The sequence below is a fragment of the Streptomyces sp. NPDC051018 genome, from assembly GCF_044456085.1.
Classification (GTDB): Bacteria; Actinomycetota; Actinomycetes; order Streptomycetales; family Streptomycetaceae; genus Streptomyces.
In genome coordinates this window covers 185,716-205,823 of record NZ_JBITFN010000009.1, presented here as the reverse complement: position 1 = coordinate 205,823, position 20,108 = coordinate 185,716, and the positions used below count along the sequence as shown (strand labels likewise).

The following is a 20,108-nucleotide window of genomic DNA, read 5'->3' as shown; positions in this document are numbered from 1 at the left end:
CGACCCGTTCCAGCTGTCGGGCCTCCGGCTTCGGGGGCCGGGGTGGCATTTCCAGCCTCGCCGGCGTTTGAGGCGCGGGGTTCGGGGCGGAGCCCCGACAGGGGGTTGCACCGGTCCGTCCGGCTGCCGGGTCACCGTGCCGGGGTCCGACCCGGTCTGGCCGTCGGGGCCGGGGTGACCCATCCGGCCCGGCGGTAGGGGCCGGGTTGCCCATTTCAGCCTCGCCGGCGTTTGAGGCGCAGGGTTCGGGGCGGAGCCCCGACAAGGGCGTCAGCCGACCCCCGCACCCGGAGCACCCGCACCCGCGCCCGGACCCCCTCGCATCCCCCCGCCCCCCTCTTCCTCCCCTTCCCTCCCCGTCAGCTTCCGCGGGCCCCCGTCCGGCGGCTCACCCAGCGCCGCCAGCGCCGTCCGGGCCGCGGGGGCCAGCAGCGGGGAGAAGACGGGGTTGGTGCGGAGCGCCTCCGCGACATGGCGCCGGGCGGGGCCGTACAGCCCGAGGGCCCGTTCGATCTCCCCGAGGTGGTACGCGAAGACGGGGCGCCGCGGCCCCTCCTTCGTCGCCCGCTTCGCGAACGGCAGCGCCTCCTTCGCCCGCCCCGCCCTGAACAGCGCCCACCCCAGCGCGTCCGCCATCTGCACACTGTGCCGCCCCCGGTCCCACTCCGCCCGCAGCCGGTCCACCGCCTCGTCCGGATCCCCGTGGTCCGTCTCGTACCGGCCGAGCACCAGCTCCACGTTCACCCCGTGCGCCGCCGCGTCCCGGGCGGCCGTGCGTACCGTCTCGTACCGGCTGACGGCATCCCCTTCGAGACCCAGCGACGCGTACAGGTCACCCGCCTCCAGCGCGTACTCCGGCAGCGGCATCTTCTCCATGGCCGCCTGGTAGTCGCGGAACGCCTCGTCGGAGCGGCCGAGCGCCCCCAGCGCCCGGCCCCGGGACGCCAGCACCGCATGGTGGTCCGGCGCCAGCCGCAGCGCCTGACCGTAGCTCTCCACCGCCTCCGCCGGCTCGCCCCGCTCCCACGCCAGCTCCCCGAGCCGCCACAGCGCGGACGCCTTCTCGGCGGGGCCCTGCGCGGCGCCCACCGCGTCGTACGCGTGCGCCGCCGCGTCCTCGCGCCAGCCCCGGTCGCGGTAGACCTGCGCGGACACGGCCCGTACCCGTGAACCGGCGTACAGCTTCTGGAGGCTGTCCAGCGACCGGCCCACGGACTTGTAGTCGCCGAGTCCGCCGTACGCCTCGATCAGCACGGGGTACACCGTCCACCGCCGGGGCCGCTGCTTCTGCGCCAGCCGGGCGAAGTCGCGGGCCGCGAGGAAGTCCTGGCGGGCGTTGGCGAGTGCCGCGAGCCCCAGCAGCGCCTCGGTATTGCCCTGCTCGCCGGGCAGGACCTCCAGCGAGCGCCGCAGCGCCTTCTCCGCCTTCGGATACGCCGACCACTCCGCGAGCCGCACCCCCCGCTCGGTGTACGCGGCACCCAGCACCGCCCAGGACTCCTCGTCCCGGGGGTGCTTCACCAGCCACCGCTCCCGGTCGGCGATCAGCGCGCCGAGATCCGCGAGCGACGCGGGAGCGCCCGCGCCCGCCGCCGCCCTGGCCCGCGCGGCCGGTCCCGGCACGGGCGGCGGGGCCGGCTCGTCCCCGGGGACGAGCGCGACGATCCCCGTGGCCAGGGCCGCGGCGACGAGCGTGCCGACGGCCGCGTTCTTCCACACTTCGCCTTTCATGACGATCACTGTGCGTCAGGTTGACGTCGGTACGAAGAATGCTCCCCGCCCCGTGCGGCCGAAGGGGGGCGGGTTCACACCGATGGCCCCGGGTGCGACGCTGGGCTCATGGACGATCACCCGGAACTCCTCGTACGGCTGCGCGCCGGGCTCCCCGCCGAGACCCTGATCACCGACCCGGACGTCATGACCTCCTACGGACGGGACATGGCGAGCTTCTGCGACGCGGGCACCCCGGCCGTCGTCGTCCTGCCGCGCACGGTCGAGCAGGTCCAGCAGGTGATGCGCACGGCGACGGAGCTGCGCGTCCCGGTCGTCCCGCAGGGCGCCCGTACGGGCCTGTCGGGCGCTGCCAACGCCTCGGACGGCTGCATCGTCCTCTCGCTCACGAAGATGGACCGGATCCTGGAGATCAGCCCGGTCGACCGGATCGCCGTCGTGGAACCGGGCGTGGTCAACGCCGTGCTCTCCCGCGCGGTTCACGAGCACGGCCTGTACTACCCGCCCGACCCCTCCAGCTGGGAGACCTGCACGATCGGCGGGAACATCGGCACCGCGTCGGGCGGTCTGTGCTGTGTGAAGTACGGGGTGACGGCCGAGTACGTGCTCGGTCTCGACGTCGTCCTCGCCGACGGCCGGCTGCTGTCCACCGGCCGCCGCACCGCGAAGGGCGTCGCCGGATACGACCTCACCCGGCTGTTCGTCGGCTCCGAGGGCAGCCTCGGCATCGTCGTCAAGGCGGTGCTGGCGCTCCGGCCCCGGCCGCCGCAGCAGCTCGTCCTGGCGGCCGAGTTCCCGAGCGCCGCCGCGGCCTGTGACGCCGTCTGCGCGATCATGGAGCGCGGCCACACCCCGGCGCTGCTGGAGCTGATGGACCGTACGACGATCCACGCGGTCAACGCCCTGGCGAACATGGGGCTGCCCGGCTCCACCGAGGCCCTGCTGCTGGCCGCGTTCGACACCCCCGACCCGGCGGCCGACCTGGCAGCCGTCGGGAAGCTCTGCGCGGCCGCGGGCGCCACCGAGGTCGTGCCCGCCGAGAATGCCGCGGAGTCCGAACTCCTCCTCCAGGCGCGCAGGCTCTCGCTCACCGCCCTGGAGACGGTGAAGCGGGCGACGATGATCGACGATGTGTGCGTACCGCGCTCCCGGCTCGGCGCGATGATCGACGGTACGGCCGCCATCGCGGACGCATACGGCCTCACCATCGGGGTCTGCGCGCACGCGGGCGACGGCAACACCCACCCCGTCGTCTGCTTCGACCCCGCCGATCCGGACGAGTCCCGGCGCGCCCGGGAGTCCTTCGACGAGATCATGGCCCTCGGTCTGGAACTCGGCGGCACGATCACGGGCGAGCACGGTGTCGGCGTACTCAAGAAGGAGTGGCTGGCGCGCGAACTCGGCCCGGTGGGCGTGGAGTTGCAGCGGGGCATCAAGCACACGTTCGACCCGCTGGGCATCCTCAACCCGGGCAAGCTGTTCTGACCGGCCGTCCGGGCCCGCCGTCCGGGGCCGGACGGCAGTGCCGGTACGACCCGAGTCCGGTACGTACGCTTCCGGTACGGGACGCCCCGGTACATACGCCTCCGGTACGGGACGCCATCGGCCCGGAAGCCGTGCCGTTACGGGCCGGGCGGCGCGGCGGGCGCGACGGCCGGGTCCGCGCCGGGAGGGGCGGGGGGAGGGCCCGGCCGGGCGCTCAGACATCGCCGTCCGGGAACTCGTCCCAGGTCATCGGCCCCCATACCCCGTGTCCGTCGGCGGGGTGGTGCGCGAGCAGCCCCGCGATCCCGTCGTCGATGTCGAGCGCGGCGGTCTCCGAACCCGGCGGGATCACCCGCAGGGTCCGCTCCAGCCACGCCGACACCACGGCGGACGGCGCTTCGAGGAGCGCGTCGCCGTCCGGCGAGCTGAGCGCCATCAGGATCACGCTCCGGCCCTCCGCCTTGGTCGGCCAGATCCGCACATCGCCGTGACCGCAAGGCCGGAACACCCCTTCCACCAGCAGTTCACGCGCGAAGGTCCACTTGACGGGGTTGTCGGAGCCGATGTGGAAGATGATGTGCACGGCGTACGGGTCGTCCGTACGGTAGGCCAGCCGCGCGGGCACCGGGATGCTCCGCTCCGGCGACAGCACCAGCTTCAGTTCCAGTTCGCGTTCCACCACGGAGTGCATGACAGCTTCTCTCCCCTTGTCCATGTGCCCATACGGAGGCGTCCCTGCGGACCCGGCTCGGGTCCTGCCAGGAGAGAGCGGGTCCCCGCCGGGTCATTACGCGACTTCGGGAGACTTTTTTCGGACTACTTTCCGTAACGCTCGGGCCAATGATCCGGCCAACGTTCCGCCCCGGGAGGCGAGGTGACGGAACCGCGGCCCGCCGCCCGTGCCCGGAGGGACGGCGTGGAGGCGTGCGGGGTGCGAACGGAGCCGGACGGGCGGGGTGCGGTCCGCGTGGGACGTCGGCCACCGGGAGACGGCGGACGGGGTGGCCGGAACCGTACGAGACACAGGGAGGCGGAGGGGAGACAGAAGGGAGAGGTGTGGCGAAGCCACCGGAAGGGGGTGAGGGAACATACCGGAAAGTGGCCGTTACTCCGGGACCGGCCCGGGGTTGTGTGAGGGTCTGATAGATGTGGAGCCTTGAACAAGGCTCGCGAGGAGATACGGGACCGGTGATGAGCGCCCCAACCCCGCACGGCGGCGACGGCAGTCCGACGCCCGGCTACTATCCGGATCCATCCATCCCGGGATATGTCCGGTACTGGAACGGCGCCGCGTGGGTGCCTGGCACCAGCCGTCCCGCGCCCAAGGACGACGACGCCGCGGCGTCCCCGGACCCCGCCCGGCCTGCCGCCGACCGGACCCCGGCGCAGTCCCCGGTCCAGTCCCCGGCCCCTGCCGTCGCGCCCGCCCGGGACAGCGCGGCCCGGGACAGCGCTTCCGTACGGGACACCGCGCCGGCCCGGGACACCGGCCGGACCCCGGGGCGGGGAACTAACCCGCCCCCGCCCGGCGCGGGCACCCTGGAGCTCTCCGCGTCCGCCCGGACGCCCGCGCCCGTGTCCGCCGCGCCGTCGGCGCCCGCGTCCCCGCCCGCTCCCGGACCCGGTGCCGCCGCGGCGTCCGCTCCCGCGCAGCTGGAGGAGACCGGTCCGGTCTTCCTCGACGAGGAGCCCTCCGACCAGCCGTCCCGTCCGGAGCCCGCCACCGCCTGGCAGGCCACCACCTCGCGCCAGACCGGCTTCGGCGGCGAGCGGGACAACCGGGTCGCGTGGGGCGGCCCCGAGCCCGCCACGCCCTCCGCGCCTTCCGCCGATCCGCGCGTACCGGCCCAGGGCGCGTCCCCGTCCGCCGGGGCACCGGCCGGTGATCCGTCCGGGGGCGCGCTCCCCGGCGTACGGTCGACGGCGCCCGGGGCACAGCGGGAGGCCGCCGCCCTCGCACAGCCGCCCCGGACGGCCGGTGACAGTGCGGCACCCGAGCACACCGTCACCATCCGCGCCCAGGGATCCCGGTCCGCCGCGGGACAGCAGCCCGAACAGGCGCTGAGCGTACGGTCCATGACCCCCGGCGCCGCACCGGCGGCACCCCTCCCCACGGCTCCCGCGCCTGCCCCGGCACCCGCCCGGCCCCAGGCACCCGAGCGGCCGGGGACGGCGCAGCCCGACCCCGTCACCCCCGGGTCCGGCGGAGGTTCGGCCTCCTGGGCCCAGCAGGTGCACCAGCTCGCCCGGCCGGAGGGCGAGCAGCCCGTCGCGCCGTGGAAGCCCCCGGCCGACGACCCCTTCCTGCGGGCCGCCCAGGCGCAGGCCGCCGCCCGGCCCGCGCCGCTCGGCAGACGGCTGGCCGCCCGGCTGATCGACAGCGTGGTGCTCGGCGCCCTCGTGGGGGCCGTCGCCGTGCCCGTGCTCTCCCGGACGGTCACGCACATCGACGAGAAGATCGAGGCGGCCAAGCAGTCCGGCGAGACGGTCACCGTCTGGCTCGTGGACGGCACCACCGGGGTGCATCTCGCGATCGTCCTCGGCGCGCTGCTGGTGCTGGGGGCGCTGTACGAGGCGCTGCCGACCGCGAAGTGGGGCCGTACGCTCGGCAAGAAGCTGTGCGGGCTCACGGTGGTGGACATCGAGTCGCACGAGCCACCGTCGTTCGGGACGGCCCTGCGGCGCTGGCTGGTCTACTCGGTGCTCGGGCTGATCGTCGTCGGTGTGGTCAATGTTCTGTGGGCGCTGGTCGACAGGCCGTGGCGCCAGTGCTGGCACGACAAGGCCGCGCATACGTTTGTCACCCGGCGGCCCGCCGACGGGTTGCCGCGGGGCGGGTAGGGGTGAGGTTGCTCCGGCGGGGGCGGTGCCCCCGGGGCGTCGGCGGGCTTGTGCGGGTTGCCCTCCGGGGCTGGCGGGGGTGAGGTTGCTCCGGCGGGGGCCTGTGCGCTCTGTTGGTCCGCGGTGCGGGTTGCTTGTCGGGGTGTTGGCCCCGAGCCCCTGCGCCTCAATCGCCGGCGGGGCTGATTTTGTGCGGGTTGCTTGTCGGGGTGTTGGCCCCGAGGGCTTGCGCCTCAGTGGTCGGCGGGGCTGGTTTTGTGCGGGTTGGCCGGTGGGGCTGATAGGGCGGGCCGTTCCAGGGCCCCGGGGCCTTGCGCCTCAGTCGCCGGCGGGGCTGAATCCGTGCGGGTTGCACGGCTGGGCTGACAGGGCGAGGACGTTCCGGGGGCGGGCCTCTGTCGGTGGGTATCGCTGACCCCGGTATCAGGGGGTGTTCCCCCGAACGGCGTGCGAGCTTTTGCGGGGGGTCCGGGCACGGGGTGCACTGCCCTCATGAGCAACGACCAGCCACCGCCCCCCGGATGGGGGAACCCGGAATCCGGCGGGCCCCCCGGGAACGACCCCTTCAAGAAGCCGCCGCCCGGAGGACAGGGCGGAGAAGGCGGTGGGCAGGGCGGGGGAGCGGACCAGCCACCCCAGGGTCCGCCGCCGGGCTCTCCTTACGGCGGTGGCCAGGGCGGACCGTACGGCGGGCAGGGCGGCCCGTACGGCGGGCAGGGCGGCCCGTACGGCAGCGGGGCGGGCGGTACGCCTCCCCCGTACGACCCCTATGGCGGCGGACCGTACGGGGGCACCCCCGACCCCCTCGCCGGAATGCCCCCGCTCGCGGACTTCGGCAAGCGGTTCACGGCCCGGGTCATCGACGCCCTGATCATCTTCGTCCCGCTGTTCGTGATCTCCCTGATCGCGGGAGGCTGGAACAGCGGTGCGAACAGCGGTGACGAGTGGAACGACTTCGCCGATCAGGTGAACTCCGGCCGCCAGTGGCTGTGGTCGCTGATCGCTCTGGTCGCTTACGTCGGTTACGACACGCTCATGGTGAAGAGGAACGGACAGACCGTCGGCAAACGCCTGCTGCGGATCCGGGTCGCGATGCTGAACGACGGCAGCACCCCGGACACGGGAGCGTCCCTGGTGCGCGCGGCCGTGCTCTGGGTGCCGGCGCTGGTCTGCTGCTTCTGTCTGTGGTGGATCGTCCTCATCATCACGATCCTGACCGACAAGCCGTACAAACAGGGGCTGCACGACAAGGCGGCCAAGACGGTGGTGGTGACCGTGCCCGGCGAGCCGGAGAGGACCTGAGCCCCCGTGTACCGGCTCAGGCCGCGTACTCGCTCTAACGGCCCAGCGAGTGCTCGCCGAACCTGGCCTCGGCTCCCGCCGCCGCGTGCGCGCGGGGGCCGGGCACCCGGGTGGCGAGTCCGTCGGCCGACGCCGCGGGCGGGGCGGGGACCCGGGTGGCGAGTCCGTCGGCCGACGCCGCGGGCGGGGCGGGGACCCGGTTCGGCGGGAGCGGACGCGAGGCCCGGACCGCCCGGCTCATCGGCAGCACCGTGGCGACCAGCAGGCCGAGGGCCATCGAGGCGACCCCGATGGCCGCGACCCCGAGAGCGTGGGTGGTGCCGGTGAACAGCAGCAGAGCCAGCGCCGAGAAAACGACGGTGGCCGAACCGGAGGCGAGCTGTGCGGCAGTCGGACGCGGCATGACGGTATCCGTCCTCAAGACAGGCTGGGGGGCTTCGGGCGGGGATGTCGCTCAACGCGGTCGCACTGTCAAGTGACTCTACGGTGCTGGATGCCCGGCCGGAACCGGAGGTAAGCGTGACCTTCTGCACGCCGCCGGTGCATTGGGGGCGCACGGATTCATACGTCCCAGAAGATGACCCATTCGATGCGCCTGCCACCGGCCATCCACTGTCCGGATATCGGAACTCGACTTCCGCATAATGCAGTTGGTGTGTTCAAGTCAAGGGCTGTCTTTTCTCCCGGGACTGCGGTCGAATGCCGTCACTTGAGACGCGATATCCCGCCCGGACAACCCCACATTCTGGTCCGTGGCGCAGGAGCGCGGAGGAGGATTTTCATCAAGTGACCAATAAGAGACGGACGATCAGAGCGTCCGCGGTGCTCGTCGCGCTGGCCGCGACCACCGTGGCGGTCTCGGCGTTCGGCACCGCCCAGGCGGGGGCACAGGGGTCCCCGGCCTCGGCGGCCGTCGAACGCAGGGACCCGGCGCCGCAGAAGGAGCAGGCCGGGCACGATCTCGACGGCCCCTTCAGCAAGCAGCAGGAGCAGCAGCGCGAGGCCGCGCTGGAACAGGTCATATCCGGGGACGCGACCGTGCAGCAGCGCGGCGCGTCCAAGGTCGTGAAGCTCGGCGACAGGAAGTACGTCGAACTGGGCCGGGAGAAGACCGACAGGATCTTCACCATCCTGGTCGAGTTCGGCGACAAGGTCGACGACACCACTCTCTACGACCCGGACGGCCCCGAAGGCCCCGAGCCGCCCGTCAAGAAGTACGGCGGAACCCCGGGCCCGCTCCACAACACGATCGCCCGGCCGGACCGGAAGAACGACAATTCCACGGCCTGGCAGGCGGACTACAACCGCCGGCACTTCCAGGACCTCTACTTCGGCACCGGCAGGGACGCATCCGGAAAGCCCAAGGAGTCCCTGAAGACCTACTACGAGAAGACGTCGTCCGGCCGGTACTCGGTCGAGGGTGCGGTCTCCGACTGGGTGAAGGTCGAGTACAACGAGGCCCGTTACGGTTCCAACTACTGCGGCGACTCCAATTGCGCCAATGTCTGGGACACCGTCCGGGACGGCGTCACCGCATGGGTCGCCGACCAGAAGGCGCAGGGCCGTGACGATGCGCAGATCGCGGCGGATCTGGCCGGATACGACCAGTGGGACCGCTACGACTTCGACAACGACGGCAACTTCAACGAGGCCGACGGCTATATCGACCACTTCCAGATCGTCCACGCCGGCGAGGACGAGTCGGCGGGCGGCGGAGCCCAGGGCGGCGACGCCCTGTGGGCGCACCGCTGGTACGCGTACGGCACGGACGCCGGCAGCACCGGCCCGGCGTACAACAAGGCCGGCGGCACCCAGATCGGCGGCACCGGCATCTGGGTCGGCGACTACACGATGCAGCCCGAGAACGGCGGCCTCGGTGTCTTCGCCCATGAGTACGGTCATGACCTGGGGCTGCCCGACCACTACGACACCTCGGGCCGCGGCGAGAACTCCACCGGTTTCTGGACCCTGATGTCGTCGGGCTCCTGGCTCGGCACCGGCAGGGACTCCATCGGCGATCTGCCCGGTGACATGACCGCCTGGGACAAGCTCCAGCTCGGCTGGCTCGACTACACCAAGGCCAGGGCGGCGACGCCGTCCGTGCACAAGCTGGGGGTGGCCGAGTACAACACCAGGCGCTCCCAGGCACTGGTCGTGGAACTGCCGGAGAAGCCCGTCACCACGACCGTCGTCAAGCCCGCCGAGGGCTCGGGGCAGTGGTGGAGCGACATGGGCGACGACCTCCGCAACACGCTGTCCCGCCCGGTCGACCTCACCGGCAGGACAACGGCGTCGCTGGCGCTGTCCGGCTGGTGGGACATCGAGACCGGTTACGACTACCTCTACACCGAGGTCTCCACGGACGGCGGCTCGAACTGGACGCCCCTCGACGGCACGGCCGACGGCAGGGCGATCGGGCGTGACGCCGCCGACAAGCCGGCGCTGACCGGCACCTCGGGCGCGTACCGCAGCCTCCTCTACCCGCTGGACGCCTACGCGGGCCAGAAGATCGACGTCCGCTTCCGCTACCAGACCGACGGGGGCGCGGGCGGCAAGGGCTTCGCGGCCGACGCGATCTCGGTCACGGCGGACGGCACCGCGCTGTTCACCGACAACGCCGAGGGTGACGACGCCGGCTGGACGGCCAAGGGCTTCTCGCGGATCGGCGAGTCCTTCACCAAGGACTACGAGCAGTACTACATCGCCGAGAACCGCCAGTACGTGTCGTACGACCGGACGCTCAGGGCCGGCCCGTACAACTTCGGCTTCCCGGCGCCCAGGGACAGCTGGGTCGAGCACTACCCGTACCAGAACGGTCTGCTGATCTGGCTCTGGGACACCTCCCAGAAGGACAACAACACCAGCGTCCACCCGGGCCAGGGGCTCGTGCTGCCGGTCGACGCGCACGCCGAGCCCATGAGGTGGGCGGACGGCACGCTGATGCGGAACCGGATCCAGTCGTTCGACTCCACCTTCAGCAGGCGGCCGACCGACGGCTTCACCCTGCACCGGGCCGGTGTCCCGACCCGGATCGCACCACAGCGGGGCAACCCGGTCTTCGACGACCGCAAGGGTGTCTACTGGTACGCCGAGAACCCGACGGCCGGTGTCAAGGTAACTGACACCAACACGAAGATCTCCATCGTGGGTGAGCGGCTGAATGGTGAAACGATCACCGTGAAGGTTGGTCCTTCGACTAGATAGTCACTGTTTGTGCAGGTCAGGCCATGATCGGCCGTTGCCCTCTGGCGGGCGGCGGCCGATCGTGTTTAGGTGCGTGGTGCGAGTCCCTTATTGACACACAACGAACAGGCACCGACCGGCCAGCTCACGGGGGAGTGGTTCTACGTATGCCCGGTGGAGGTTTCAGCAAGCTGCCGAACGGCAGTGTCGTCGTCGCGCTCAGTCTGCCCAGTCCGACGGGTGACGGCGGGACGGCCCGGTTTCTCGTCCATGCGGCGAATCGCGCGCGGGCGCTGACGCGGCTACGGAATCTGGGGCTGCGGGCGGTCTATCTGCGCGGGAACACCGAGCCGCCGACGCCGGACGAGATCACGGCGGTACTGCACCACCCGGACGGGCTGCTCTGGCGCACCCAGCCGGTCCCGGGAGCGGTGGCGGAGCTGTGGCACCCGCTGGGGTGGGGCCGCCGGGTGTAGCGCGGACGCCGGGGGCGTACGGGGGCGTGCGGGGCCGTGCCGGCCCATGGGGTCCGCCGCCCGGTCCCGGACCCTTCCGGCCGCAGCACCGGCGGGTGCGCCCGGCCCGTGAGGGGTCAGACCACGGGCGTGCCCGTGAGCGTGACGCCGGCCGTGCGGAGGGTTTCGAGGGCCCGCGCGGTGGAGTCCTCGGCGACCCCCGCTGTGAGGTCCAGCAGGACCTGGGTGGTGAAGCCCTCGCGGGCCGCGTCCACGGCCGTCGCCCGGACGCAGTGGTCCGTGGCGATGCCGACCACGTCGACCTCGGTGACCCCGTGCTCCCGCAGCCACTCGGCCAGCGTCGTCCCGTTCTCGTCCGCGCCCTCGAAGCCGCTGTACGCCGCCGCGTAAGCGCCCTTGTCGAACACCGCGTGGATCGCCCCGGACGCCACCGCGGGCGCGAAGTTCGGGTGGAAGCCGACCCCCTCCGTACCGGCCACACAGTGACGCGGCCAGGAGTTCACATAGTCCGGCGTCTCGGAGAAGTGGTCACCCGGGTCGATGTGGTGGTCACGGGTGGCGACGACATGGCGGTAGCCCGCGGGCGCTGTCTGACCGATCAGTTCGGTGATGGCGGCGGCGACCTCGGCGCCCCCCGCCACCGCGAGGCTTCCGCCCTCGCAGAAGTCGTTCTGAACGTCGACGACGATCAAGGCGCGGTGCATGGCGGCTGTCCTTCGCGGCTGTCGGGATGCAAGGAATATCGGTGATTCCGGCGATTCCGGTGATATTGGATCTATGGGTGCTATCGGTGATGCCGTGTAACGCGTGGTACCCGAGGGGAACGGGTGGTGCGCGGTTACCGCCGGAGCCTAGGGCCTCGGATGACCGCAGGGGAGAGGCGTACGGGCTGGACACCGGCGCGCACCGCGAGCGCCCCTCTGTTCGGGAGCGTCCCCCCGGATCCGGGTCCCACACGTACCGCGCCGGGATTCACGCGTCCGCCGCGCCTTTTGTGGCTCGGTTCTCCCCCCTCGGACTCCGTCCGAGGCCCCCGCCGGGCTGCTTTGGCGTGTGTCGACGGTTGACCGTGTTCGGTCGGGGGGTTGGGTGGAGGGTCTCCGGGCGGTGGCCGACGCGCGGTCTTCTTTTCTGTGGCTCGGTTCACTCTCTCGGACTCCGTCCGAGGCCCCCGCCGGGCTGCTTTGGCGTGTGTCGACGGTCGGCCGTGCTTGGTTGGGGGGCCGGGCGGAGGGTCTCCGTATGGTGGCCGACGCGCGGCTTTTATTTTTGTGGCTCGGTTCACCTCCGGGCCGCTTGAGCGTCTGTCGACGGTCGACCGTGCTCGATCCCTCGTTCCTCGGGACCTCCGCGCGCTCTCCCTTTCGACACCCGCGCGGCCCTTCGGTTCACTCGCCCAGCGGGTGCAGGGTCTTCGGTTGTGCGGGGCCTCGCGCGGGCCGTTCGGCTCACTCGCCCGACCGGCGAGGGGCTTCGTGTGCCCGGTTCGCTCGCCCGGCCGGTGAGGGGATCGGGCTCGGCTCACCGGGCTCAGGCCCTGGTCAGGCTTGGGGTGTATTCCGTCGGCAGCACCGGCTCCCCCCTCGACAGCTGGGTCGCCGACATCGGCAGCCGTCCGCGCGCGGCCACATGGCGCTCACGGGCCGCGTCCAGGGGCTCCCGGGCGACGACCTCGCCGCCCTTGACCAGGTCCACCAGCAGCTGGTGGTCGGCCAGGGGCCGCGGTACGGGACCGGTGCCCAGTACCTCCGCCTCCGCGACACCGTCGGCGTCCACCCGGCGTGCCGCCCACTTGCGGCCGCCGACGGAGGTCTTCGAGCCCATGGACTTCTTGGCCACCGGCTCCAGCGGGGCGGCGGGGTCGGCCGACCGGGCGCGGGCGACGAGTTTGTACACCATGGAGCACGTGGGGTGGCCGCTGCCGGTCACCAGCTGGGTCCCCACCCCGTACGCGTCGACCGGAGCCGCGGCCAGTGAGGCGATCGCGTACTCGTCCAGGTCGGAGGTGACCGTGATCTTCGTGTCGCGCGCTCCCAGCTCGTCCAGCTGCTGCCGGACCCGGTGCGCCACCAGCAGCAGGTCCCCGGAGTCGATCCGTACCGCGCCGAGGCCCGGACCCGCCAGTTCGACGGCGGTGCGGACCGCCTCCGCCACGTCGTAGGTGTCGACGAGCAGCGTGGTGCCCGGCCCCAGTGAATCCACCTGGGCCCGGAAGGCGTCGCGCTCGCTGTCGTGCAGAAGGGTGAAGGCGTGGGCGCTGGTGCCGCCGGTCGGGATCCCGTAGCGGAACCCGGCCGCCAGGTCCGAGGTCGAGTCGAAACCGCCGACGTACGCGGCGCGGGACGCGGCCACCGCCGCCAGCTCATGGGTGCGCCGTGCGCCCATCTCGATCAGCCGGCGCCCGCGCGCCGCGACGGACATCCGGGAGGCCGCCGCCGCGATGGCGGAATCGTGGTTCAGGATCGACAGGACCACGGTCTCCAGCAGTACGCACTCCGCGAAGGTGCCCTCGACCCGCAGGATCGGCGAGCCCGGGAAGTACACCTCGCCCTCCGGATAGCCCCAGATGTCGCCGCTGAACCGGTAGGACGCGAGCCATTCCAGCGTCGGCTCGTCCGCGACCGCCCTCTCGCGCAGAAAGTCGATGACGTCCGGGTCGAAACGGAAGTTCGCCACCGCGTCCAGCAGCCGCCCCGTGCCGCCCACGACGCCGTAGCGGCGCCCCTCGGGCAGCCGGCGGGTGAAGACCTCGAAGACGGATCGCCGGTGGGCCGTACCGGCCCGTAGCGCCGCCTGGACCATCGTGAACTCGTACTGGTCGGTGAAGAGCGCTGTCGAGGGAACATCCACCGGCAGCCCCAGTTCCGCAGTGTTCACGCCACTTCGCCTCACGCTTTCGTCTCAGCCGCCCGGGAACCCGGGCGATCCGGCCATGGCCTGATGTTACCGCACATCTCGTCAGTCTGACGAAATGTGGTGCCGTTTGTGCGATACCCCTCCCGGAGTGGCAGCATGGACCGGGTGAGTGTTGCTCCGACTGAGATCGAACGCCCCGAGTCGGCGGAGAAGACTGCCGCCGTCCCCGAGCCCGACGTGCCGTGGGTGACACTCGTCCACAACGATCCCGTCAATCTGATGAGTTACGTCACCTATGTCTTCCAGGCGTACTTCGGATATTCCAAGGACAAGGCGCGCAAACTGATGCTCGACGTCCATCACAAGGGACGCGCCGTCGTCTCCAGCGGCAGCCGCGAGGAGATGGAACGGGATGTGCAGGCGATGCACGGATACGGACTGTGGGCGACCCTCACCCAGGACCGCAACTGATGCCGGGACACTTCGAGGCGGTCCCCGGCGGTGGCGCGGCCGTCGCCCTGGACGAGGTCGAGATCGCCATTCTGCGCTCGCTGGCCGTCCAGATGGTGGAACTGATCGGACCGGGTGACGAGCCCGTCGAGGGCGAGGACCCGCTGGCGGCGCTGTTCGCCGAGGGCCCGAGCAAACCGCCCGCCGACCCGGCGCTCGCCCGGCTCTTCCCCGACGGCTATACGGGCCCCGAGTCCGACGCGGCGGACGAGGAGCTGAAGGCCGCCTCCGCCGAGTTCCGCCGCTTCACCGAGAATGATCTGCGCACCCGCAAGCGGGAGGACGCGCTCTCGGTCATCCGCGATCTGGACGCCCTCACCGTGAACGGCGAGGGCGAGGCCGTACTCAAGCTCACCGCCGACGACTGCCGGCGCTGGCTCGGCGCGCTCAACGATCTGCGTCTGACCATCGGCACCCGGCTGGAGGTCAGCGACGACGAGGACGACGAGGGCTCCGGGCTCTACCGGCTGCCGGACTCGGATCCGCGCAAGCCGATGGTGATGGCGTACCTCTGGCTCGGTGTGCTCCAGGAGACGCTCATCGAGACGCTGATGCCCTGACGGGCCGTCCCGGGCGCCCCTGGGATCGCGGGGGCGGGTGCCCCGACCCGTACCTCTGTTCGCTCAACGGACACTCAAATCCGGATAACGATCCCGTCACCACCCCGGTGGGCTCTGCTCGCCGGGGTGTCCTTTTGTCCGGTTCTTCCCATGGCGCGCGCCACAGCCACCGCCGTCGTTTTCCCGCGCAACCGTGATAAATCTGCACGACCGCCGGGAGCGCCACCACTGCCCCCGGCGGCGCTTGGGCCGGCGGATCGCCGGTGGCACTCCATCCATATCCGGGGGGATCAGGACCTGATCCGTGCCCGCGCGCCCTCAGCCGTGCGGAGACGGATCGGCATGGAGAAAGGGCGCATCACCATGACCTCGGTGCACGTCGGCGAGCACGACGGACACGACGGACCCGACCGGCGCGACGGACGCGAGGGCCCCGGCGACACCGGCCGCGGGGGCCACAGCGACCGTGAGCGCGGACCCCACCGCGACACCGGCGGCGGCCCGCCGGGACCCTCCGGCGACGACCAGGGCTACCACCGCGGGCTCGGCGCCCGCCAGATCCAGATGATCGCCATCGGCGGCGCCATCGGCACCGGCCTCTTCCTCGGCGCGGGCAAGGGCATCTCCAAGGCGGGCCCCAGCCTCATCCTGGCCTACGCCGTCGCGGGCGTGGTCATCTTCTTCATCATGCGGGCGCTGGGTGAACTGCTGATGTACCGCCCGGTCTCGGGCTCGTTCTCCGACTACGCCCGCGAATTCGTCGGCCCCTTCGCGGGCTTCGTCACCGGCTGGACGTACTGGCTGTTCTGGGTCGTCACCGGGATGACCGAGGTGACGGCCGCCGCCGGCTATATGACGTACTGGTTCGACATCCCGCAGTGGATCTCCGCACTCGCCTTCACGGTCGTCCTCTACGGCGCCAACCTGATCTCCGTGAAGCTCTTCGGCGAGCTGGAGTTCTGGTTCTCCATGGTGAAGGTCACCGCCATCGTCGGCATGATCCTCATCTGCGCCGGAATCCTCACCCTCGGCTTCTCCGACGCCGGGGACACCGCCTCCGTTTCGCTCCTGTGGGACGACGGCGGCTTCTTCCCCCAGGGCATCGGCGGCACGCTGATGACCCTCCAGATCGTGATGTTCGCCTTCCTCGCCGTCGAACTCGTCGGCGTCACCGCGGGCGAGTCCAAGGACCCCGAGAAGACCCTCCCCAAGGCCATCAACACCGTGCCGTGGCGGATCGCCGTCTTCTACGTCGGCGCGCTGGTCATGATCCTGTCGGTGGTCTCCTGGACCACCTTCCGGCCAGGCGTCTCGCCCTTCGTCGCGGCCTTCGACACGATGGGCCTCCAGGCGGGCGCGGGCATCGTCAACTTCGTCGTCCTCACCGCCGCCCTCTCCTCCTGCAACTCGGGCATGTACTCCACCGGCCGTATGCTGCGCGACCTCGCGCTCAACAGCCAGGGACCGCGGATCTTCACCCGGCTGACCCGGAGCGGCACCCCGCTCATCGGCACGACCTTCTCCGCCGCACTGATGCTGATCGGCGTCTGGATCAACTACCAGTGGCCCGGCGAGGCGTTCCACAAGATCGTGTCCTTCGCCACCATCTCCGGCATGTGGGCCTGGATCATGATCCTCGTCTGCCAGATCCGCTACCGGGCGAAGGCGGACCGCGGCCTGCTGCCGCGGTCCTCCTTCAGGGCCCCCGGCGCCCCCTGGACCAGTTGGTTCGCGCTGCTGTTCATCCTGATGGTGATCGTGCTGATGGGCATCGACGAGGACGCCCGGATCTCCCTGTACGTGGCCCCGCTGTGGGCGCTCGTCATGGGCGTGACCTATCTGGTGCTCAGGGCGAGGAACCCCCGGGGCGCGGCCTTCGCCCGCGGCGGCCGGACGGACGAGCCGTCCGCGCGGAAGGCGGGTGTGGACGGCTGACCGACGTCCGTGTGGACGGCTGACCGACGTCCGGGGGCGGGTGTGGACGGCTGCCACTGCTCCGGAAGGCGGGTGCGGACGGCTCGCCGCCCGTCCCCGAGCGGGAAGGGACGGCTGCCCCCGTCCAGGGGCGGGCGGGTACCGGGCCGCAGGTGCCCGCCCGCCCTCCGCGGAGGGCAGGCCCGCCCTCCGCTTATGGCCCGCCCGCCCTCTGCTTATGCTGATCGGCATGCTGACGCTCACCCAGGCCCTGTTCGACCAGATCGTCGCGCACGCCCGCGCCGACCACCCCGACGAGGCATGCGGAGTCGTCGCCGGCCCCGAGGGCAGCGGTCGTCCCGAACGCTTCATCCCCATGCTCAACGCGGCCCGCTCGCCCACGTTCTACGAGTTCGACTCCGCGGACCTGCTGAAGCTCTACCGCGAGATGGACGACAAGGACGAGGAGCCGGTGATCATCTACCACTCGCACACGGCGACCGAGGCCTACCCCTCCCGTACGGACATCACCTACGCCAACGAGCCCGGCGCGCACTACGTCCTGGTCTCCACGGCCGACACCGACGACTCCGGCCCGTTCCAGTTCCGCTCCTTCCGGATCGTCGACGGCGAGGTCACCGAGGAGGACGTCGAGGTCGTCGAGGCATACTGACCGCTACGGCCCGGAGCACGGCGTTCCGCCCCTCCGGCCACCCAACTCCATATCCGGGCGGCAGGACCCAGGAAGCCGGTGCGAATCCGGCGCGGTCCCGCCACTGTGACCGGGCGTCCGCGACCACGCGGCCATGCCCGCCAGCCAGGAACTGACCGGCCGCCCTTCTCCCGCACCCAGGGGACGTGGAGATCCCCGGAGGAGGCACATCCGCATGTCCAGGCGCCGTTCCGCCGCCCGCCGAGCCGCTCTCATCGCCTCGGCCCTTCTGCTCCCGCTCACCGCCTGCGGTACGGGAGCGACCGATTCCGGCAAGCCCCGGGCCGGGGCGCCCGCCCCCGGATTCCCGTACACCGTGGACAACTGCGGCACCCGCACCACCTACCAGGCGCCCCCGGAGCGCGCGGTCACCATGAACCAGCACGTCACCGAGATCATGCTGGCACTCGGGCTGGAGAAGTCCCTCGTCGGCACCGCCTACCTGGACGACAAGATCCTTCCGCGCCATGAGAAGGCGTACCGTTCCATCCCGGTCATCGCCAAGGAGTACCCCTCCAAGGAGAAGCTCCTCTCCGTCTCCCCCGACTTCGTCTACGGCGGTTACGGCAGCGCCTTCGAGGCCAAGGACGGCCGCACCCGCGCCGAACTGGCGAAGTCCGGCATCAACACCCGGCTCAACCTGGAGAACTGCGCCAAGGGCCGGACGACCCTCGACGACGTCTACCGCGAAGTCGACGAGATCGGCCGCACCTTCGGGGTCCAGGACCGCGCCCGGAAGTGGATCGCCGCGGCCCGCGCCTCCGTCGCACGGACCACGGCCACCGGGCAGGGGCGGCCGCCCATACCCGTCTTCGTGTACGACAGCGGCGACAAGACCGCGTTCACGGCGGGCGGCAGGGGCATGGGCAATGAGCTGATCACCCGCGCGGGCGGCCGCAATGTCTTCGCCGACCTCGACAAGAGCTTCGGCGACGCCTCCTGGGAGGAGGTCGTGGCCCGCAAGCCGGAGGTCATCGTCATCTACGACTACGGCTCCACCCCTCTGGAGCAGAAGAAGCGGCGGCTGCTCGACGATCCCGCGCTGAAGGACGTACCGGCGATCCGGAACAAGAAGTTCGCCGTGCTCCCGCTCTCGGACGCGGTTCTCGGAGTGCGCGCGCCCGACGCGATCGCCAAGCTGGCCTCGCAGCTCGCGCGGTGACCTCCCCGACCGAGAGGGCCCCGACCGAGAGGGCCCCGTCCGAGGAGATCCCGTCCGAGGAGATCCCGTCCGAGGAGGTCCCGACGGAGACGTCCCCGACGGAGACGTCCCCGACAGAGGCGGCCCTGACGGAGACGTCCCCGTCCGCGAAGCCGTCGCGGGCGGGCGTCCCGTCCCCCGGGTCCCCGGCGGCCACCCCGGGGGCCGGGCCGTCCGGGGTGGCCTCCGCCGCTGCCCTTTCCCGTTCCCCTTCGCCTTCCTCCGCCTCGCCGAGGTGCGCGGTCTCCGCGGTCCCCGCAGCCTCTGCCGTCTCCGTCTCCGTCTCCGCCTCCTCCCACCCGTCCGCCCGTGCGTCCCGGCTGCGGTACGGGGCCGTCGCCACCGGTCTGCTGCTCGCCCTCGCGGCGGCGGTCGTCGCCGGACTCGCCCTCGGGTCCGTCCACATCCCGCCCGGCGAGGTCCTCCGGGCCCTGCTGCCGGGCGCGGCCCCCAGCCCCCAGCGGACGATCATCATGGACGTCCGGCTGCCCCGGGTCCTCCTCGGCGCGGTCGTCGGCGCCGGGCTCGGTGTCGTCGGTGTGGTGCTCCAGGCCCTCGTACGCAACCGGCTGGCCGACCCCTTCCTGCTCGGCATCTCCTCCGGCGCCTCCACCGGCGCGGTCCTCGTGCTTACCCTTGGAGTCGGCGTCACCACCGCCGTCGCCATGCCCGCGGGGGCGTTCGCCGGCGCGCTCGCCGCGATGACGCTCGTCTACTGGCTGGCCCGGCGCGGCGGCTCGATGACCGGCACCCGGCTGGTCCTGGCGGGCGTGACCGTGTCGTACATCTTCACCGCCATCACCACCCTCGTCCTCGTCGCGTCCGCCCGGCCCGAGCACTTCCGGGAGGCCCTGCACTGGACCCTCGGCGGCCTCGGCAGCGCCCGCTGGGACACCCTGTGGCTGCCCGGCGCGGTCCTCGGCCTCGGGCTGCCGCTGCTGCTCACGCTCGCCCGGCCCCTCGATCTGCTCCTGGCGGGGGAGGAGGGCGCGACCGTGCTCGGCCTCGACGTGTCCCGCTTCCGCGCGGCCGTCTTCGTGCTCGCCTCGCTCGTCACCGCCGTGCTGGTGTCCGTGAGCGGCGCGGTCGGCTTCATCGGGCTGATGGTCCCGCACGCCGCCCGGCTGCTCGTCGGCGCGACCCACCGGGTCCTGCTGCCCGTCGCCGCGCTCGGCGGCGCCCTCGCCCTCGTCGTCGCCGATCTCGCGGCCCGTACGGTCGCCTCCCCGCAGGACATCCCCGTCGGCGTGCTCACCGCGCTCATCGGAGGCCCGCTGTTCCTATGGCTGATGCGCTCCCGGTCCGTGGAAGGAGCGGTGCGGTGAGCGAATCCCGAA

16 protein-coding genes and 1 riboswitch are annotated in these 20,108 nt (G+C 71.8%); of the genes, 11 read left to right on the top strand and 5 right to left on the bottom strand.

Annotated features, from left to right (window positions below; genetic code table 11):
- Positions 1–270 precede the first annotated feature (270 nt).
- Positions 271–1,731 (bottom strand): tetratricopeptide repeat protein, encoded by a 1,461-nt coding sequence (locus ACIBCM_RS17960; protein WP_399244213.1) that lies wholly within the window; start codon positions 1,729–1,731, stop codon positions 271–273.
- A gap of 108 nt (positions 1,732–1,839) precedes the next feature.
- On the opposite strand from ACIBCM_RS17960, the gene ACIBCM_RS17955 reads away from it, so the two are divergent.
- Positions 1,840–3,216: an FAD-binding oxidoreductase gene (locus tag ACIBCM_RS17955; RefSeq protein WP_399244211.1), complete on the top strand. Its 1,377-nt coding sequence runs from the start codon at positions 1,840–1,842 to the stop codon at positions 3,214–3,216.
- A gap of 214 nt (positions 3,217–3,430) precedes the next feature.
- Here ACIBCM_RS17955 and ACIBCM_RS17950 read toward each other — a convergent pair whose 3' ends face one another.
- On the bottom strand, positions 3,431–3,907 hold the full coding sequence (locus ACIBCM_RS17950; protein WP_399244209.1) for an SsgA family sporulation/cell division regulator: 477 nt from the start codon (positions 3,905–3,907) through the stop codon (positions 3,431–3,433).
- Positions 3,908–4,407: 500 nt separating this feature from the next.
- On the opposite strand from ACIBCM_RS17950, the gene ACIBCM_RS17945 reads away from it, so the two are divergent.
- Both ACIBCM_RS17945 and ACIBCM_RS17940 read left to right on the top strand, forming a co-directional pair.
- The gene (locus ACIBCM_RS17945) at positions 4,408–6,057 is read left to right on the top strand and encodes an RDD family protein (RefSeq protein ID WP_399244206.1); all 1,650 of its coding nucleotides are present in this window, start codon (positions 4,408–4,410) and stop codon (positions 6,055–6,057) included.
- A 492-nt stretch (positions 6,058–6,549) separates the two neighbouring features.
- A complete protein-coding gene (locus ACIBCM_RS17940; RefSeq protein ID WP_399244204.1) occupies positions 6,550–7,359 on the top strand; it encodes an RDD family protein in 810 nt (269 codons plus the stop codon).
- 34 nt (positions 7,360–7,393) lie between these two features.
- Here the strand turns inward: ACIBCM_RS17940 and ACIBCM_RS17935 are convergent, their stop codons facing one another.
- Positions 7,394–7,762: a hypothetical protein gene (locus ACIBCM_RS17935; protein ID WP_399244202.1), complete on the bottom strand. Its 369-nt coding sequence runs from the start codon at positions 7,760–7,762 to the stop codon at positions 7,394–7,396.
- Positions 7,763–8,145: 383 nt separating this feature from the next.
- Here ACIBCM_RS17935 and ACIBCM_RS17930 point away from each other — a divergent pair, with 383 nt between their 5' ends.
- Positions 8,146–10,563: an immune inhibitor A domain-containing protein gene (locus tag ACIBCM_RS17930; RefSeq protein ID WP_399244200.1), complete on the top strand. Its 2,418-nt coding sequence runs from the start codon at positions 8,146–8,148 to the stop codon at positions 10,561–10,563.
- A 146-nt stretch (positions 10,564–10,709) separates the two neighbouring features.
- Positions 10,710–11,018 carry a hypothetical protein gene (locus ACIBCM_RS17925; RefSeq protein ID WP_399244197.1) on the top strand — a complete coding sequence of 103 codons (309 nt, stop codon included), beginning with the start codon at positions 10,710–10,712 and terminating at the stop codon, positions 11,016–11,018.
- Positions 11,019–11,134: 116 nt separating this feature from the next.
- On the opposite strand, the gene ACIBCM_RS17920 is transcribed toward ACIBCM_RS17925, so the two are convergent.
- Positions 11,135–11,722: an isochorismatase family protein gene (locus ACIBCM_RS17920; RefSeq protein ID WP_399244195.1), complete on the bottom strand. Its 588-nt coding sequence runs from the start codon at positions 11,720–11,722 to the stop codon at positions 11,135–11,137.
- Positions 11,723–12,548: 826 nt separating this feature from the next.
- Positions 12,549–13,895 carry a nicotinate phosphoribosyltransferase gene (locus tag ACIBCM_RS17915; protein WP_399244193.1) on the bottom strand — a complete coding sequence of 449 codons (1,347 nt, stop codon included), beginning with the start codon at positions 13,893–13,895 and terminating at the stop codon, positions 12,549–12,551.
- 135 nt (positions 13,896–14,030) lie between these two features.
- On the opposite strand from ACIBCM_RS17915, the gene clpS reads away from it, so the two are divergent.
- The 6 genes from clpS to ACIBCM_RS17885 all read left to right on the top strand — a co-directional run bounded on the left by clpS (position 14,031) and on the right by ACIBCM_RS17885 (position 20,096).
- A complete protein-coding gene (clpS, locus tag ACIBCM_RS17910; RefSeq protein ID WP_399244191.1) occupies positions 14,031–14,345 on the top strand; it encodes an ATP-dependent Clp protease adapter ClpS in 315 nt (104 codons plus the stop codon).
- Complete coding sequence (locus ACIBCM_RS17905) at positions 14,345–14,944, top strand: DUF2017 domain-containing protein (protein ID WP_399244189.1); 600 nt, start codon at positions 14,345–14,347, stop codon at positions 14,942–14,944. The genes clpS and ACIBCM_RS17905 overlap by 1 nt, the downstream gene beginning before the upstream one ends.
- 564 nt (positions 14,945–15,508) lie before the next feature.
- Positions 15,509–16,879: an amino acid permease gene (locus ACIBCM_RS17900; protein ID WP_399244417.1), complete on the top strand. Its 1,371-nt coding sequence runs from the start codon at positions 15,509–15,511 to the stop codon at positions 16,877–16,879.
- A gap of 229 nt (positions 16,880–17,108) precedes the next feature.
- Positions 17,109–17,531: a Mov34/MPN/PAD-1 family protein gene (locus ACIBCM_RS17895; RefSeq protein ID WP_399244187.1), complete on the top strand. Its 423-nt coding sequence runs from the start codon at positions 17,109–17,111 to the stop codon at positions 17,529–17,531.
- A gap of 68 nt (positions 17,532–17,599) precedes the next feature.
- Positions 17,600–17,685, top strand: a riboswitch (cobalamin riboswitch).
- Between the two features lie 60 nt (positions 17,686–17,745).
- Positions 17,746–18,732: an ABC transporter substrate-binding protein gene (locus tag ACIBCM_RS17890; protein WP_399244185.1), complete on the top strand. Its 987-nt coding sequence runs from the start codon at positions 17,746–17,748 to the stop codon at positions 18,730–18,732.
- A 359-nt stretch (positions 18,733–19,091) separates the two neighbouring features.
- Entirely contained in the window at positions 19,092–20,096 is a 1,005-nt protein-coding gene (locus ACIBCM_RS17885; protein ID WP_399244414.1) for a FecCD family ABC transporter permease, read from the top strand.
- The last annotated feature ends 12 nt before the right edge of the window (positions 20,097–20,108 follow it).